Below are 13970 nucleotides of genomic sequence, written 5' to 3' on the forward strand. Positions count from 1 at the left end.
GGCAAGGGCGATCTGACCGTTCCGCTTACTCAGCGTACGGCAATATGCACGAATCCGTCATGGCGCGGCGATCGGCACGCGACACTTGGGGCGGGGACGGACCGTAGAACTGCACCGAAAGGAGCGGGGGGTGGAGTTCGCCGCACTTGCCGCGTGGGTCCTCGCCGCCACGGCCGGCGGCTACCTGCTGATCAAATGGCTGACGAGCGGGGGCCGGGGCACGAAGGTGACCCGGTTCCCGGTCCTGGTGGTCATCGGGCATCCGCTGGCCGCCGTGATCGGCCTCTGCGTGTGGATCGGCTACCTGGTGACGGGGCGCGCCGCGTTCGCGTGGGTCGCGTTCGCCGCGCTGCTGGTCGTCATCCTGCAGGGGTTCATGCTGCTGACGCGCTGGCTCGTCGGGGGCGGCGGCCGGCACGCCCGCGGCCGCGACCAGACGTTCCCGGCCGCCGCCGTCGTCTTCCACGGCGTGATCGCCGTCACGACGTTCGTCCTGGTCTTCCTCACCGCGATGGAGGTGAGTCGGACATGAAGAAGGCGGAGCGGGCCCGGCCCGGCTAGCCGCGCTTGAGCACGGTGAGGGACCGGGCGGGGACGGGGATCTCGTCGCGGGACTTGACGCGGGGGCGCTCGCCGGCGGCGGCGGGGTCGGCGGTGTCGAGGACGAACTCCCAGCGCTCGCCGTACTCGCCGCCGGGCAGGGTGAACTCGACGGCGTCGGACCCGGCGTTGACCAGCAGCAGGAAGGAGTCGTCGCGGACGCGGCGGCCGCGCTGGTCGGGCTCGGTGATGGCGTCGCCGTTGAGGAACACGCCGAGCGACTTGGCGAAGCCGACGTTCCAGTCCTGGTCGGTCATGCTCTCGCCGGCGGGCGTGAGCCAGGCGATGTCGGCGGCGGCGCCGGTGCCGGTGCCGGTGAAGAAGCGGCGGCGCCGGAACACCGGGTGGTCGTGGCGGAGCCGGGACAGGATCCGGATGAACTCCCGGTCGCCCGGCTCGTCCCAGTGCACCCAGGCCAGCTCGTTGTCCTGGCAGTAGGCGTTGTTGTTGCCGCGCTGGGTGCGGCCCAGCTCGTCGCCGTGCACCAGCATCGGGACGCCCTGCGACAGGAAGAGTGTGGCGAGGAAGTTGCGGCGCTGCCGGGCGCGCAGTTCCAGCACCTCGGGGTCGCGGGCCGGGCCCTCGTGCCCGCAGTTCCAGGACCGGTTGTCGTCGGTGCCGTCGCGGTTGGACTCGCCGTTGGCCTCGTTGTGCTTGTGGTCGTAGGAGACGAGGTCGGTCAGCGTGAACCCGTCGTGGCAGGTCACGAAGTTGATGGACGCGAACGGCCGCCGCGCGCTGTGCTCGTACAGGTCGGACGAGCCGGTCAGCCGGGACGCGAACTCCGGCATCGTCGCGTACGAGCCGCGCCAGAAGTCGCGGACGGTGTCGCGGTACTTGCCGTTCCACTCCGTCCACAGCGGCGGGAAGTTGCCGACCTGGTAGCCGCCCTCGCCGACGTCCCACGGCTCGGCGATCAGCTTGACCTGGGAGACGACCGGGTCCTGCTGGACGAGGTCGAAGAACGCGGCGAGCCGGTCGACGTCGTGCAGCTCGCGGGCGAGCGCGGAGGCGAGGTCGAACCGGAACCCGTCGACGTGCATCTCCAGGATCCAGTAGCGCAGCGAGTCCATGATGAGCTGCAGCGCGTGCGGGTTGCGGACGTTCAGGGAGTTGCCGCAGCCGGTGTAGTCGAGGTGGTAGCGCTTGTCGTCGTCGCGGAGCCGGTAGTAGGAGGCGTTGTCGATGCCGCGGAACGACAGCGTCGGCCCGAGGTGGTCGCCTTCGGCGGTGTGGTTGTAGACGACGTCCAGGATGACCTCGATGCCCGCCTCGTGGAGGGCGCGAACCATCGCCTTGAACTCCAGCACCTGCTCGCCGGCCTGCCCGGACGCGCTGTAGGCGTTGTGCGGCGCGAAGAACCCGATCGTGTTGTAGCCCCAGTAGTTGTCGAGGCCGCGCGCGACGAGGGCGTGCTCGGGGATCGACTGGTGCACCGGCATCAGCTCGACGGCCGTCACGCCGATGTCGACGAGATGGTCGATCATCACCGGGTGGCCGAGGCCCGCGTAGGTGCCGCGCTGCTCCTCCGGGATGCCCGGATGCAGCTTCGTCAGCCCCTTGACGTGCGCCTCGTAGATCACGCTCTCGTGGTACGGGACGCGCGGCGGCCGGTCGTCCGCCCAGTCGAAGAACGGGTTGATGACGACGTTCTTCGGCATGTACGGGGCGCTGTCGTCCTCGTTCAGCGCGCCGGGGTCGTCGAACCGGTAGGAGAACAGCGACTCGTGCCAGCGGACGCCGCCCTCCACGGCCTTGCCGTACGGGTCGAGCAGCAGCTTCGCGGGGTTGCAGCGGTCTCCGTCGCGGGGGGCGAACGGCCCGTGCACCCGGTAGCCGTAGCGCTGGCCGGGCCCGACGCCGGGCAGGTACCCGTGCCAGACGAACCCGTCCACTTCGGGCAGCTCGCGCCGCGTCTCGGTCCCGTCGGCGTCGAACAGGCACAGCTCGACCCGCCGGGCCACCTCCGAGAACAGCGCGAAGTTCGTGCCGGTGCCGTCCCAGGTGGCGCCCAGCGGGTACGGATCCCCGGGCCAGACCTCCCGCATGTGCTCCCTCTCGTCGACCGACCGATGCCGCCTGCCCCGCAGCGCGTTCCCCGTCGATTCTGGCCTACTCCCGTCCCGCCCGCCCGCCACGGTCCGATATCAGAGTGTCACGCCGGCCGGTCCGCGCCGGGAGTGCGCCAGATCGTCTCACCGTCGGCGGTCTCGGCGGTGGGACGCAGCCCGAGGCGGGACGCGACGGCCGCCGAGGCCCGGTTGCCGGGGTGGATCGCGGCGGTGATCGCCGCGGTGCCGTGCCCGGTGAGCCAGCCGGCGAGCGCGCGGGCGGCCTCGGTCGCGAAGCCGAACCCCTGGTAGGGCATGCCGATCACCCAGGCGAGCGCGGCCTGCGGCCCGCCGGGCGCGGGCGTGACGGTCGCCTGGACGTAGCCGACGGCCTGCCCGTCGCGGGCGCGGCGGACGATCCAGTTGAGCCAGTACTCCTGGTGGAACGGGGCGGGCCCGGCGACCAGGTGCTCGTAGCGGGCGCGCAGCTCGTCGAGGGTGAGGGGCTCGCCGCCGATGTAGGCGTGCAGGCGCGGGTCGTCCAGGACGGGGGCCATCTCGTCGGCGTGGTGGACCGCCAGCGGCTCCAGGACGAGGCGCTGGGTCCGGATGGTCTCGGCGATCGGCCCGTACACCCGCCGATCGTATGCCCTGCCCGGCTCGCCGCGCCCGATCCGCCGTGCGCGATCATCCGCGGCTGATCATCCGTTGCCGGACCGGCGGACCCGGTCAGTCGTGGCCGGCGGTGTGGCGGCGCGTCCAGGCGCCGGCCGGGTGCTGGGTGGGGGCGAGCCACAGCCACGGCTGGGAGTGCCGGAACGGCAGGTCGGTGCCGGGCTGCCAGGGGAACAGGCCCTCGGTGTTGGGCCAGACGACCTGCAGGAACGGCAGCGGCGGGCGGCGGTAGAAGGAGACGGCGCCGCGGAGCAGGCCCTCGTACCAGCGCGGGTCGACGTCGCGGAACGCGGCGGCCTGCCCGCGGACGGCGCCCTCGCGACGCTCACCGCCGGCGGGCGGGCGGCCCTCCGCGGCCTGCCGGCCGAGGGCGTTGAGCACCTCCTCGGTCTCGTACACGTCGCCGCCGAACATCGCCAGCTCGGGCGCGCGGTGGCTGTGCCAGAGGCCGATGGTGTACGCCCAGCCGGGGCCGTCGTCGTCGGGGTGGACGAGGACGACGCTCCACCCGTACTGGGTGATGTGCACGATGGTGCGGAGCTGGAAGTTGTCGAGGCGGTCGCGGTCGCCGTAGTCGCGGCAGATCACGCACGTGCAGGCGGGGCGACCGTCGGGCATGCCGCAAGTTTACGATCATTTCGCCCGCCGGTCCGCCCGCGCGGCGGGCGAACCGGCGGCGGCCCCCGCTACGCGCTCAGCCCAGGGTGGGCAGGGTGAGCACGCCGGGGTCGGCGGGCCCGGTGCGGACGGTGACCGGCAGGACGCCGCGGTTGCCCAGGTAGGACAGGTCGCTCGCGGCGATCGCGACGCGCAGCCGGTGGCCCTTGGCGAACCGGTGCACGATCGAGGGCAGCTGGACGGTCAGCGGCTTGCGGACGTCGTCGACCCGCGCCGGGGAGACGAGCCGGTGGACGAGCGAGATCGAGCCGTCCGGCGCGACGTCGTACAGCTTGGCGAACAGGATCAGGCGCCCGTTGACGCCGGACCGCTGCGACCGGACGGCGGCGGGGGAGTCCAGCCGGACCTTGAGGGTGGGAGAGCCGACGACGTCGGTGTCGGCGGCGAGCGGGGCGCCGGTCCAGGCGACGGAGGTGCCGGGGGCGTCGGCGGGCGGGACGTCGTCCAGGCCGAGCGCGCCCTGCACGGCGGAGACCTCGGAGAACGAGGTGGGGATCCACGGCAGGTTGCCGTAGCTCGCGGCGCCCGCGGCGACGGCCTTGCGGTCGGCGACGAGCTTGTCCTTGCCGGACAGGTACAGCGAGCGGGTGCGGGCGGCGGCGGTGCCGTAGGCGGGCGCCGCGCTGCCCTGGTACTGCACCCAGGGGCGGAAGTAGGCGAACGCCGGGCCGGTGCCGGTGGAGCGGCCCATGAGGTAGTGGTCGAACCAGGCGGCGACGCGCTGCCCCGTGTAGCTGCCGGAGACGTCGGCCAGGTCGCCGTCGCCCGGGACCTGCCCGCCGCTGTGCCCCGACGACTGCCAGATCATCTTCACCGGCGTGCGCTGCGCGGCGAGCTGCTTGTAGGTGGCCGTGCCCTCCTGCAGGTCGAAGAGGCTGTCGGTCTCGCCCTGGACGATCAGCGTCGGCACCTTGATCTTCGGCATGTAGGACGCGACGGACGCGGCCTTCATGTACGCCATGCTCGCCTGCTGCGGCACGCCGAAGATCAGGCTCTCCCCGACGGCCTGGCACAGGATCGTCGGGAAGTTCGGGCAGCCGAGCAGCCGTCCCGGGTCGGCCTTGCCGTTGGTCAGCCCGGCGGACACGCCCTCGCCGAAGAAGCCGAGCGCCCAGACCAGCTTGGTGACGCCGGGGTCGGTGCTCAGCTTCCCGTCCACGACCTGGTTGTTGGGGGCGAGCGAGTAGCGCAGGTCGCGCCAGGTGACCATCGGGACGATCGTGTCGATGCGGCGGTCGACGCCGGCCGCGGCGAACTGGATCTGGCCGCCGTAGGAGCCGCCGACCATGCCGACGCGCGGGTCGCCGGCCTTGTCGAGCCTGACCGCGTCCAGCCGGGTCCCGTCCTTTGCGGCCTTCTTGCCGGCGAGGTAGTCGACGAGCTGGCTCGCGGCGGCGCCGTCCCAGTCGGGGTGGTCCAGGGTGATGCGGCAGCCGCTGCCGCCGAACCCGAGGCCGGAGTAGGAGAGCACGGCGTAGCCGCGCTGGGCGTAGGTCTTGCCGAACCCGGCCTGGTCGTCCTTGGACCCGCCGAACCCGTTGGTGGTGAGGATCGCGGGCACGCGGTGCGCGGCGGACGCGCCGGACGGCAGGTAGAGGTCGCCGACGACGTCGCAGTGCTGGTCGTGCTTCGGGCCGACCGCGACGTCGAAGTGCAGGGTCCGGACCGTGTAGGCGTCGGCCGCGTGGGCCGGGAGGGCGCTGACGCCGCCCGCTGCGATGAGCGCGGCGGCGGCGGTGGACAGGACGGCGCGACGACGCGGCATGGGGCGGCTCCGGGACCGGGGGGAACAGGGGGCTGATCTTTACTACCGTCTGGTAAGGCGGCTGTCCAGATGTGAACGTGAACTTTCCTCGGACGCGTCCGGCCGGGCCGCGACCGGCCGCGCCGCCCCCGGCGGGCGGGTGCCGCGGGTCAGGCGCGCTTGGTGTCCGGCTGACCCGGACGACGGATTCGCCGCCGCGACCATGCGCGCGCATGACGAAATCCTCACTCGTTGAGGAAATACATTAATCGGGGTTCCGCCAATACCGCGGGCGCCGAGCATCTACTATTCTTCGAACTGAGCAATAAACGGAACGGAGAGGGCTCATGGCGCAGAAGGTCCAGGTCTCACTGGTGGATGACCTCGACGGCGGGGCGGCGGTGGAAACGGTGTCGTTCAGCCTTGACGGCAGGGCGTACGAGATCGACCTGAACAAGAAGAACGCGGCCCGGTTGCGCAAGGTCATCGCGCCGTTCCGGGACAGTGCCCGCAAGGTCCGCCCGGCCGGCCGCAAGGCCGCGACGCGCACCGCGAGCAACCGCGAGCGCAGTGCGGAGATCCGCGACTGGGCCAGGTCGGCGGGCATCCCGGTCAACGACCGTGGCCGCATCCCGGCGAACGTCGTCCAGCAGTACGAGGCCGCCCACTGAACCCGCTTCCCGGCCGCCGCGGACGCGTCCGAAGGCGATCCCGCCGCCTTTCCGGCGGCCGCGCCCCGGAACGGTTTCACCGGTGGCCGCCCGCCTAAGGAACTGCGGTCGCCGGCGGCGTCCGCCCGGGAAGTGGCGACCGCCGCAAGGGGCGCCGCCCTTTACGGGCGACGGCCGCGGACCCGAACGCCGCGACGGCGCCCGAAGGTGCGATCCGGCACGCGAGAAGCCGATCGTGCGGCGAGTTCTCCGAGGCGCACGGCGGCCGTGCGGTGATCACCGCATTGCGCCGTTGTAGAAGGCTCGCGGCCGTCGAAAACGGCGGCGGCACGATCGGACGGCCCGGCCGTCCGGCGGGGTCCCCGCATGCCCGCACGGGTCCGTCCCGCGTCCCGGCGCCACCGTTGCTTAGTTGCGCGAATGGGTGAGAGTACGCTGGACCCGCACCGGACCAAGGGAGGCGCTGATGTTGGGGGAGTTCTCGCCGTCGCACTGGCTGATCGTCGCCATCGTGGTGGTACTGCTCTTCGGCTCCAAGAAACTTCCGGACGCTGCCAGGGCGATCGGCCGGTCGATGCGCATCCTCAAGTCCGAGACCCAGGGCCTGCACGACGACCCCGCCCCCGCCCCCGTGGCGGAGGCGATCGGTCCGGCCGCCCCGGACGACGCCCGGGACAGGCTCGACGCCCGGGACAAGCTCGACCGCGCCGCCCGCCTGCGCGAGGAGGCCGCCCGCATCGAGGGCGCCGCCTCGACGGCCCCGTCCGGCAAGGGCGCCTGACCGGACCGCTCCGCCTCCGCGCGCCGGGCCGCGCCGGCGGGCGGGACGTCCCGCCGCCCGGCGTCAGGCCGGCGGGAGCACGCGGGTGAGCAGGTCGGCGACCGTGATGGCGCCGATCATCGGGGCGTCGGTGCTGCGCGGGTCGCCGGAGACCGCGACGACCGGGCTGCGGGCCGCGGCCATCACGCTGGCGATCTCCATGACGGTCGCCTCGGCGTCCACCACGGGCGGCGGCGTCCGGTTCGCGGGGAGCAGGTCGGCGACGCGCTTGCCGGCGAGCCGCTCGCACAGCCGGTCGGCATGCCCCTCGTCGTAGGCGCGGGCGAGCGCCGGATCGTCGCGCACGTACTGCGGGATCAGCGCGCCGAGCAGCTGCGAGCCTGGCAGCACCGCCTTCGGGCGGCGCTGCGCGTCCACCACGATCAGCCCGAGCAGCCGGTGCTCGGCCAGCAGCCGGGCCGCGTCCAGCGCGGTGGTGTCCGCGGTGACGGTCGGGTGGTCCACGGCGAGTTCTCCGGCGCGCACACCCCGACCGTAGCAGGGGCGGGACCGGGCGGCACCGCCGCTGCGCCGCCGCCGGCGGGGCGGGTCCGGCGGGCGGTCCCGGCCCCCGTGCGTGGAAAACGCACGCGAATCCCGTTAGGGTCGGTGAACGGTGAGCCGGGAAGTCTGGTCGGCGTGATGCCGCCTACCCCTAAAGACTTCCAGGAGCCGCCTTGGCCGCCGTAGCCGCAGTCACGATCTTCGTCATCGCGTACGTGCTGATCGCCTCCGAGCGGATCCCGCGGACCGCGGTGGCGCTCGGCGGCGCGGCGATGATGCTGCTGCTGCGCATCACCGACGCCCGCGCGGCGTTCTTCTCCGAGCAGACCGGCATCGACTGGAACGTCGTCTTCCTGCTGCTCGGCATGATGGTGATCGTCTCGGTGCTGCGGCAGACCGGGGTGTTCGAGTACGTGGCGATCTGGGCCGCGAAACGCGCGCGCGGGAAGCCGTACCGGCTGATGGTGATGCTGGTGCTCATCACCGCGGCCGCGTCGGCGCTGCTGGACAACGTCACCACCGTGCTGCTGGTCGCGCCGGTCACCTTCCTGGTGTGCGAGCGGCTCGGGCTGAACGTCGTCCCGTACCTGATCGCCGAGGTGATGGCGTCCAACATCGGCGGCACCGCGACGCTGGTCGGCGACCCGCCCAACATCATCATCGCCAGCCGCGGCGGGCTGACGTTCAACGAGTTCCTGGTGAACCTGGCGCCCCTGGTGGTCGGGCTGATCGCGGTGTTCTGCCTGCTGTGCCGGTGGCTGTTCCGGTCGGCGTTCGTCTACGACGCCGGCCGCGCCGCCGAGGTGATGGCGCTGCGGGAGAAGGAGGCGATCACCGACCGGCGGCTGCTCTGGCAGGGCCTCGTCGTGCTCGCCGCGGTGATCCTGGCGTTCGTGCTGCATCCCGTCCTGCACTACGAGCCGTCCATCGTGGCGCTGCTCGGCGCGGGGCTGCTCGTCGCCGCGACGAAGGTCACCACCGAGCAGGCGCTGGCGGAGGTGGAGTGGCCGACGCTGGTGTTCTTCGCGGGGCTGTTCGTGATGGTCGGCGGGCTGGTCGAGACGGGCGTGATCGCGCACGTGTCGCGGGCCGCCGCCGACGTCACCGGCGGCGACCTCGGCGCCGCGTCGATGCTGCTGCTGTGGGCGTCGGGCGTGCTGTCGGCGATCGTGGACAACATCCCCTACGTCGCGACGATGAGCCCGATCGTCTCCGACCTCGTCCAGCAGCATCCGGGGACCGGCGGGCACGTGCTGTGGTGGGCGCTGGCGCTCGGCTCGGACCTCGGCGGCAACGCGACGGCCATCGGCGCGAGCGCCAACGTCGTGGTGCTCGGCATCGCCGCCCGCAACGGCACCCCGATCAGCTTCTGGCAGTTCACCCGCTACGGCCTGGTCGTCACGGCCGTCACGGTGGCCCTGTGCGTCCCCTACCTGTGGCTGCGCTACCTGTGACCGGCCGCTAGCCCGCGGACGCGGCGCCCGGCCGGGCGGTCAGCAGCGGCGCCAGGGGGCCGTGCCGCAGCCTGCCTACGAGCGGGGTCGCGGCGCGGCGCAGCAGCAGGGCGACGAGGCACGCGACCGGCACCGCCAGGACGATCGAGCCTGCGACGTCGTGCGGGTAGTGGCCGCCGACGTACACGCGGGTGAACGCCTCGAAGGCCGCGAAGACGGCGGCGATGACGCCGAGCCGCCGGTCGAGCAGGAACAGCGCCGCGGCGGCCGCCGCGGCGGCCGTGGTGTGCCCGCTGGGGAAGGCGTAGTCGGACGGCGCCGGGCACGCCTCGACGATGAACGCGTGCGGCATCGCCCGGCACGGCCGCGGCTCCGCGGCGATCTTCTTGACGACCTCCGCGACGGCGAACGCGGCCGCGACGGCGACCGGGGCGGCCAGCGCGAGGGTCATCGCCGCCGCGTCCCGGTGCCGCGCCCGCCACCAGCCGGCCAGCATCAGCACGGCGAAGACGACCAGGCCGGCGTTGGTCCACCACTCCAGCGGGCCGTTGAGCCACCGGGTGTCGCGGGCTAGGTGCGTGACGGCGGTGAAGAGCGGGCCGTCGACGCGGGAGCCGTCGAAGGCCAGGGGTGCCGGGGCGGCGGTCATCCGGTGTCTTCCTGTTCGGTCGCAAAAGAACGTCTACAGCACTGTAGACGCTCATGGGGGGACATTGCGCCCCGGCCCGGAGGGACCCGCGAGCGCCCGGCCGGGCAACAAAGGATGATCAGTCCTTGAACCGAGAGGCCCGCCCATGCCCCCGACAAGCCGGTCGTCGCCGGTCCGCCCCGCCCCGGCGCCCGCACCGGAGCCGACCGATGCGGAGCCGACCGATGCGGAGCCGACCGATGCGGAGCCGACCGATGCGGAGCCGACCGATGCGGAGCCGACCGACGCGGTGCTGATCGCCGCGTCCCGCACCGACCCCGAGCGGTTCGCCGCGCTGTTCCGCCGGCACGCCCCGGCGATCATGCGGTACACGGTGCGGCGCCTCGGCCCGGACCCGGCCGAGGACGTCGTCGCCGAGACCTTCCTGGTCGCCTTCGGCCGCCGCGCGGCCTACGACCCGGCCCGGCCGGACGCGCGCCCGTGGCTGTACGGGATCGCCACCAACCTGATCCGGCGGCACCGCCGCGCCGAGGTGCGGGCGCTGCGCGCGCTCGCCCGCGGCGGCGCAGACCCGGTCACCGAGCCGTTCACCGACGCCGTCGAGGACCGGGTGCACGCCGGCGCCAGGTCCCGTGCCCTCGCCGGCGCGATCGCCGCGCTGCCCGCCGCGCAGCGGGAGGTCCTGCTGCTGGTGACGTGGGCCGAGCTGACCTACGACGAGGCCGCCGAGGCGCTCGGCGTCCCGCCCGGGACCGTCCGGTCCCGGATGAACCGGATCCGCCGCAGGCTCCGCGACGCCCTCGGCGACGCCGCCGACCCCCGCAGGGAGGCCCACGATGGATGAACTGACGCTGGTGGAGCGCCTGCGCTCCGAGGTCCCCGGGGACCTGGACGTGTCCGGCGCCGAGCGGCGGTGGCGCGACCGGGCGCTCGCCGCCCCCGAGGCCGCCCCCGAGGCCGCCCCCGAGGCCGCCCCCGAGGCCGCCCCCGAGGCCGCCCCCGCGCGGCGACGCCGCGTCCGGCGGCCGGTGCTGCTGGCCGGGGTCGCCGCCGCGGCCTGCGCGGGCGCGGTCGCCCTCGTCGCCGTGCCGCAGGGGCAGGACGGCCCGGCCGAGCCGATGGCCAACGTGGCGGCCGTCCTCGACCGGGCCGCCGAGCGCGCCGCCGCCGACCCCGTCCCGCGCCCCGGCCAGTTCGTCTACCAGGACCTCGTCGAGCTGCGCCGGGTCATGAACAACGGGCGCTGGTACAAGGACCGCAACCAGTCCTGGATCTCGGTGGACGGCACGAAGCCCGGTTTCGTCCGGCTGAAGAACTCGATCCGGCCGCGGCCCGGCGAGCACATCCCGCCGGACGGCGAGAGCGTCATCGCGCCCTGCGGGCAGGGGGCGCCGATCGACCGGCCCTACCTCGGCGACCTCCCGGCGGACCCGGACGCCCTCCTGCGCCTGCTGGCGCGCAACGGGGACGGCGGGCGGGCCGAGCGGCAGTGGAACACCGCCACCGACCTGATCGGCCGGCCGGCGCCGCCGCGGGTGCGCGCCGCGCTGTTCCGCGCCATCGCCAAGATCCGCGGCGTCCGGCTGCGGGCCGACTCGGTGGACGCGGCCGGACGGCACGGCGTCGCGATCACCCGCACCCAGGACGGCGTCCGCGAGGAGCTCGTCTTCGACCCCGCGACCCACCGGTACCTGGGCGACCGGGACGTCGTCACCCGTTCCAGCGAGCAGCTCGGGGCGCGGGGCTCGGTGCTGTTCGCCAGCGCCGTGGTGAGCACCGAGATCGTCGACCGGATGCCGAAGCCGCGGCCAGGAACGCAGACCGACGGCTGCTGACGGGGCCCGTGGGCCCGCGCCCGCCGCACGTCCGGAAACGGACGGCGGGCGCGGGCCCGGTTCGTCCGGGAAACGCGCGGATAATGCGAGATGGCGGCGCTATCGTGTCGCCTGACCCCTCGCGCTGACCGCCTCGTACAGGAGCCTCCATGGGCTACCCCCCGCCTCCCTCCCCGCCCGGCCCCGGCGGCCCGTACCAGCCCGGCTACGGGCCGGGAGGCTACGGCGCCCCGGCGCCCGGCGGGCCGCCCGCTCCGCCGTACGCGCCGCAGCAGCCCGCCTACCCGCCGAACGGGTACGCGCCCGCGGCGTACCCGCAGCAGCAGCCCGCGTATCCGCCGCAGCAGCAGGGCGGATACCCGCCCCCTCAGCAGGGCGGCTACCCGCCCCCTCAGCAGGGCGGATACCCGCAGCAGCAGCCGCCCGCGCAGTACGGCGGCGCTCCCGCCGACCTGTACGGCTCGCCGATCCTCGTCTACGACCAGCCGGCGCAGTTCTTCTCGACGGAGGCCAACTACACGATCTGGAGCCCGCAGGGGCAGCCCGCCGCGCACGTCCGGGAGCAGGGCGTCAGCGGGGCGAAGAAGGCGCTGCGCGTCGTCAACCAGGGGAGCCAGACGAAGGCCGAGCGGAAGCTGACGATCTTCCGCCCGGACGGCATGCCGTACTTCCACTTCTACAAGCCGTACGGGTTCATGGGCACGCCCGTGATGCAGGTGCTCGCGGCCCAGGGCGGCCTCATCGGGCACCTGCGCAAGCGGGCGATGCGCGGCTGGGAGATCCTGGACGCGCAGGAGCGGCAGCTCGGCTACTACGAGCTGCTCAGCGGCCGGGTCACCGACTGGCAGCAACAGGAGATCGCCCGCATCCAGCGCGGTTTCGAGGGCATGGGCGAGCTGCTGTCGCAGATGTTCACGGGCGCCGACCGCTACGTCCTGCGGATGTACGCGCCGCTGCAGGAGCCGATGCGGACGCTCGTCCTCGCGTGCCCGCTCGCGTTCGACACCGCCGTCTCGCAGAACCGCAGCATCGGCGGCTGGCTCTAGCCGCAGCGCCCTTCGGCCCGGCCGCCCGCCGCGTCCACGGCCGGTTCCGGGACGGCGCCGGGACGCGTACGCAGGATCCCGGCCGCGGCCGCTGCGGCGACGCAGCACGCCACGGGCAGGAAGAACGTGAGGTTCAGCGGCATCGCGCCGGTCAGCGCCCCGATGGCGGCGGGCCCGGCGAGCATGCCGAGGTAGCCGATGCCCGCGACGCGGGAGACGTTGACACCGGCGGCGTCGCGGTCGGCGTGCCCGGCGGCGCTGAAGAGCTGCGGCACGCATCCGGACAGCCCCGCCCCGAACACCGCCCATCCGGCCAGCGCCGGCGCGATCCACGGGGACAGGGCGGCGGCGGTCATGCCGAGCGCGGCGACGGACGCCCCGTAGCGCAGCACGGCGGCCGCGCCCAGCCGCGCCGCCACCCGGTCGGCGAGCAGCCGGCCGATCGTCATCGTGGTGGCGAAGGCGCCGTAGGCGAGCGCGGCGGTGCCCGGGGACGCGTCCAGGACGCGGCGCAGGTGCAGCGCGCTCCAGTCGTTGGCCACGCCCTCGCACAGCATGATCATCAGGGCGAGCGCGGCGAGCGCCCAGATCCGCCAGGGGACCCGGCGGCGCGCTCGCGCGGCGCCGGCCTCGCGGGCGCGCTCGGGCGGCAGCAGCGCGGGCGCGGCGGCCACGGCGACGGCCGCGCCGAGGACGGCGACGGCGGCGAGGGTGACCGCCGGGCGCACGCCCGCGCTGAGCGTCGCCGCGCCGACCAGCGAGGCGAGCACGCCGCCGATGGAGTAGGTCGCGTGGAACGCCGACATGACGGGCCGCCCGTACCCGCGCTCCACCTGGACGGCGTGGGCGTTCATGCCCACGTTCAGGCCGCCGCCGTTGCAGGCGCCGAGCACCGCCAGCGCCGCCCCGAGCGTCCAGGCGTTCGGCGCCAGCCCCGGCCCGACGACGGCGACGCTGCTCAGGACGGCGCCGGCCGGGACGACGCGGCGCGCGCCGAAGCGGTCGGTCAGCGGCCCGATGGCCTGCATGCCCGCGAAGGAGCCGGCGCCGAGGAGCAGCAGGAGCCGGCCCAGCGCGGCGTGGTCGATCCCCGTCCGGTGCTCGATGCTGGGGATGTGCACGACCCACATCCCGAGCAGGAAGCCGGACAGGCCGAAGTAGACGAAGGTGGCCATCCGGCCCGCCCGTAGCGTTCGCACCATAACGCGAACATAACGAACATTTCGCCGCACCAAAACCTTGT

At 73.9% G+C, this 13970-nt stretch carries 14 protein-coding genes; 7 read left to right on the forward strand and 7 right to left on the reverse strand.

Going from position 1 to position 13970, the window contains the following annotated elements; all coding sequences use genetic code 11:
- Nucleotides 1-130: 130 nt before the first annotated feature.
- On the forward strand, nucleotides 131-532 hold the full coding sequence (locus J4709_RS32630) for a hypothetical protein (protein ID WP_173095175.1): 402 nt from the start codon (nucleotides 131-133) through the stop codon (nucleotides 530-532).
- A 25-nt stretch (nucleotides 533-557) separates the two neighbouring features.
- Here the strand turns inward: J4709_RS32630 and glgX are convergent, their stop codons facing one another.
- From glgX to J4709_RS32650, 4 genes are all read right to left on the reverse strand, one after another.
- Complete coding sequence (gene glgX / locus J4709_RS32635) at nucleotides 558-2648, reverse strand: glycogen debranching protein GlgX (protein WP_208246486.1); 2091 nt, start codon at nucleotides 2646-2648, stop codon at nucleotides 558-560.
- 107 nt (nucleotides 2649-2755) lie between these two features.
- A complete protein-coding gene (locus J4709_RS32640) occupies nucleotides 2756-3286 on the reverse strand; it encodes a GNAT family N-acetyltransferase (protein ID WP_208246488.1) in 531 nt (176 codons plus the stop codon).
- A 94-nt stretch (nucleotides 3287-3380) separates the two neighbouring features.
- Entirely contained in the window at nucleotides 3381-3944 is a 564-nt protein-coding gene (locus J4709_RS32645) for a DUF4262 domain-containing protein (protein WP_208246490.1), read from the reverse strand.
- 76 nt (nucleotides 3945-4020) lie between these two features.
- On the reverse strand, nucleotides 4021-5769 hold the full coding sequence (locus J4709_RS32650; RefSeq protein ID WP_208246492.1) for an alpha/beta fold hydrolase: 1749 nt from the start codon (nucleotides 5767-5769) through the stop codon (nucleotides 4021-4023).
- Nucleotides 5770-6095: 326 nt separating this feature from the next.
- Here J4709_RS32650 and J4709_RS32655 point away from each other — a divergent pair, with 326 nt between their 5' ends.
- Together J4709_RS32655 and tatA are read left to right on the forward strand one after the other, a co-directional pair.
- A complete protein-coding gene (locus J4709_RS32655; protein WP_208246494.1) occupies nucleotides 6096-6419 on the forward strand; it encodes a histone-like nucleoid-structuring protein Lsr2 in 324 nt (107 codons plus the stop codon).
- 466 nt (nucleotides 6420-6885) lie between these two features.
- A complete protein-coding gene (gene tatA / locus J4709_RS32660) occupies nucleotides 6886-7200 on the forward strand; it encodes a Sec-independent protein translocase subunit TatA (protein WP_208246496.1) in 315 nt (104 codons plus the stop codon).
- 63 nt (nucleotides 7201-7263) lie between these two features.
- On the opposite strand, the gene J4709_RS55845 is transcribed toward tatA, so the two are convergent.
- Nucleotides 7264-7725, reverse strand: a complete 462-nt coding sequence (locus tag J4709_RS55845) for a CBS domain-containing protein (RefSeq protein ID WP_173095170.1) — start codon at nucleotides 7723-7725, stop codon at nucleotides 7264-7266.
- A gap of 191 nt (nucleotides 7726-7916) precedes the next feature.
- On the opposite strand from J4709_RS55845, the gene J4709_RS32670 reads away from it, so the two are divergent.
- Nucleotides 7917-9197: an ArsB/NhaD family transporter gene (locus J4709_RS32670; protein ID WP_208246497.1), complete on the forward strand. Its 1281-nt coding sequence runs from the start codon at nucleotides 7917-7919 to the stop codon at nucleotides 9195-9197.
- 7 nt (nucleotides 9198-9204) lie between these two features.
- Here the strand turns inward: J4709_RS32670 and J4709_RS32675 are convergent, their stop codons facing one another.
- Nucleotides 9205-9846, reverse strand: coding sequence for a phosphatase PAP2 family protein (locus tag J4709_RS32675; RefSeq protein WP_208246499.1), 642 nt, complete (start codon nucleotides 9844-9846; stop codon nucleotides 9205-9207).
- Between the two features lie 145 nt (nucleotides 9847-9991).
- On the opposite strand from J4709_RS32675, the gene J4709_RS32680 reads away from it, so the two are divergent.
- The 3 genes from J4709_RS32680 (at nucleotide 9992) to J4709_RS32690 (ending at nucleotide 12727) form a co-directional block, all read left to right on the forward strand.
- Nucleotides 9992-10690, forward strand: coding sequence for an RNA polymerase sigma factor (locus tag J4709_RS32680; protein WP_208246501.1), 699 nt, complete (start codon nucleotides 9992-9994; stop codon nucleotides 10688-10690).
- On the forward strand, nucleotides 10683-11681 hold the full coding sequence (locus tag J4709_RS32685) for a CU044_5270 family protein (protein WP_208246503.1): 999 nt from the start codon (nucleotides 10683-10685) through the stop codon (nucleotides 11679-11681). Before J4709_RS32680 ends, J4709_RS32685 begins: the two co-directional genes overlap by 8 nt.
- Nucleotides 11682-11830: 149 nt before the next feature.
- Complete coding sequence (locus J4709_RS32690; protein ID WP_208246505.1) at nucleotides 11831-12727, forward strand: LURP-one-related/scramblase family protein; 897 nt, start codon at nucleotides 11831-11833, stop codon at nucleotides 12725-12727.
- On the opposite strand, the gene J4709_RS32695 is transcribed toward J4709_RS32690, so the two are convergent.
- Nucleotides 12724-13929, reverse strand: coding sequence for an MFS transporter (locus J4709_RS32695; RefSeq protein ID WP_208246507.1), 1206 nt, complete (start codon nucleotides 13927-13929; stop codon nucleotides 12724-12726). The two genes, J4709_RS32690 and J4709_RS32695, sit on opposite strands and share 4 nt — an antisense overlap.
- Nucleotides 13930-13970: the final 41 nt, after the last annotated feature.

It is taken from the genome of Actinomadura violacea, from assembly GCF_017573465.1.
Classification (GTDB): domain Bacteria; phylum Actinomycetota; class Actinomycetes; order Streptosporangiales; family Streptosporangiaceae; genus Spirillospora; species Spirillospora violacea.

Excerpts from the sequence above, each read along its gene's own strand:
- glgX (WP_208246486.1), bottom strand. The coding sequence starts at position 2,648 with ATGCGGGAGGTCTGGCCCGGGGATCCGTACCCGCTGGGCGCCACCTGG.
- J4709_RS32645 (WP_208246490.1), bottom strand. The coding sequence starts at position 3,944 with ATGCCCGACGGTCGCCCCGCCTGCACGTGCGTGATCTGCCGCGACTAC.
- J4709_RS32650 (WP_208246492.1), bottom strand. The coding sequence starts at position 5,769 with ATGCCGCGTCGTCGCGCCGTCCTGTCCACCGCCGCCGCCGCGCTCATC.
- J4709_RS32655 (WP_208246494.1), top strand. The coding sequence starts at position 6,096 with ATGGCGCAGAAGGTCCAGGTCTCACTGGTGGATGACCTCGACGGCGGG.
- tatA (WP_208246496.1), top strand. The coding sequence starts at position 6,886 with ATGTTGGGGGAGTTCTCGCCGTCGCACTGGCTGATCGTCGCCATCGTG.
- J4709_RS32675 (WP_208246499.1), bottom strand. The coding sequence starts at position 9,846 with ATGACCGCCGCCCCGGCACCCCTGGCCTTCGACGGCTCCCGCGTCGAC.
- J4709_RS32680 (WP_208246501.1), top strand. The coding sequence starts at position 9,992 with ATGCCCCCGACAAGCCGGTCGTCGCCGGTCCGCCCCGCCCCGGCGCCC.
- J4709_RS32685 (WP_208246503.1), top strand. The coding sequence starts at position 10,683 with ATGGATGAACTGACGCTGGTGGAGCGCCTGCGCTCCGAGGTCCCCGGG.
- J4709_RS32690 (WP_208246505.1), top strand. The coding sequence starts at position 11,831 with ATGGGCTACCCCCCGCCTCCCTCCCCGCCCGGCCCCGGCGGCCCGTAC.
- J4709_RS32695 (WP_208246507.1), bottom strand. The coding sequence starts at position 13,929 with ATGGTGCGAACGCTACGGGCGGGCCGGATGGCCACCTTCGTCTACTTC.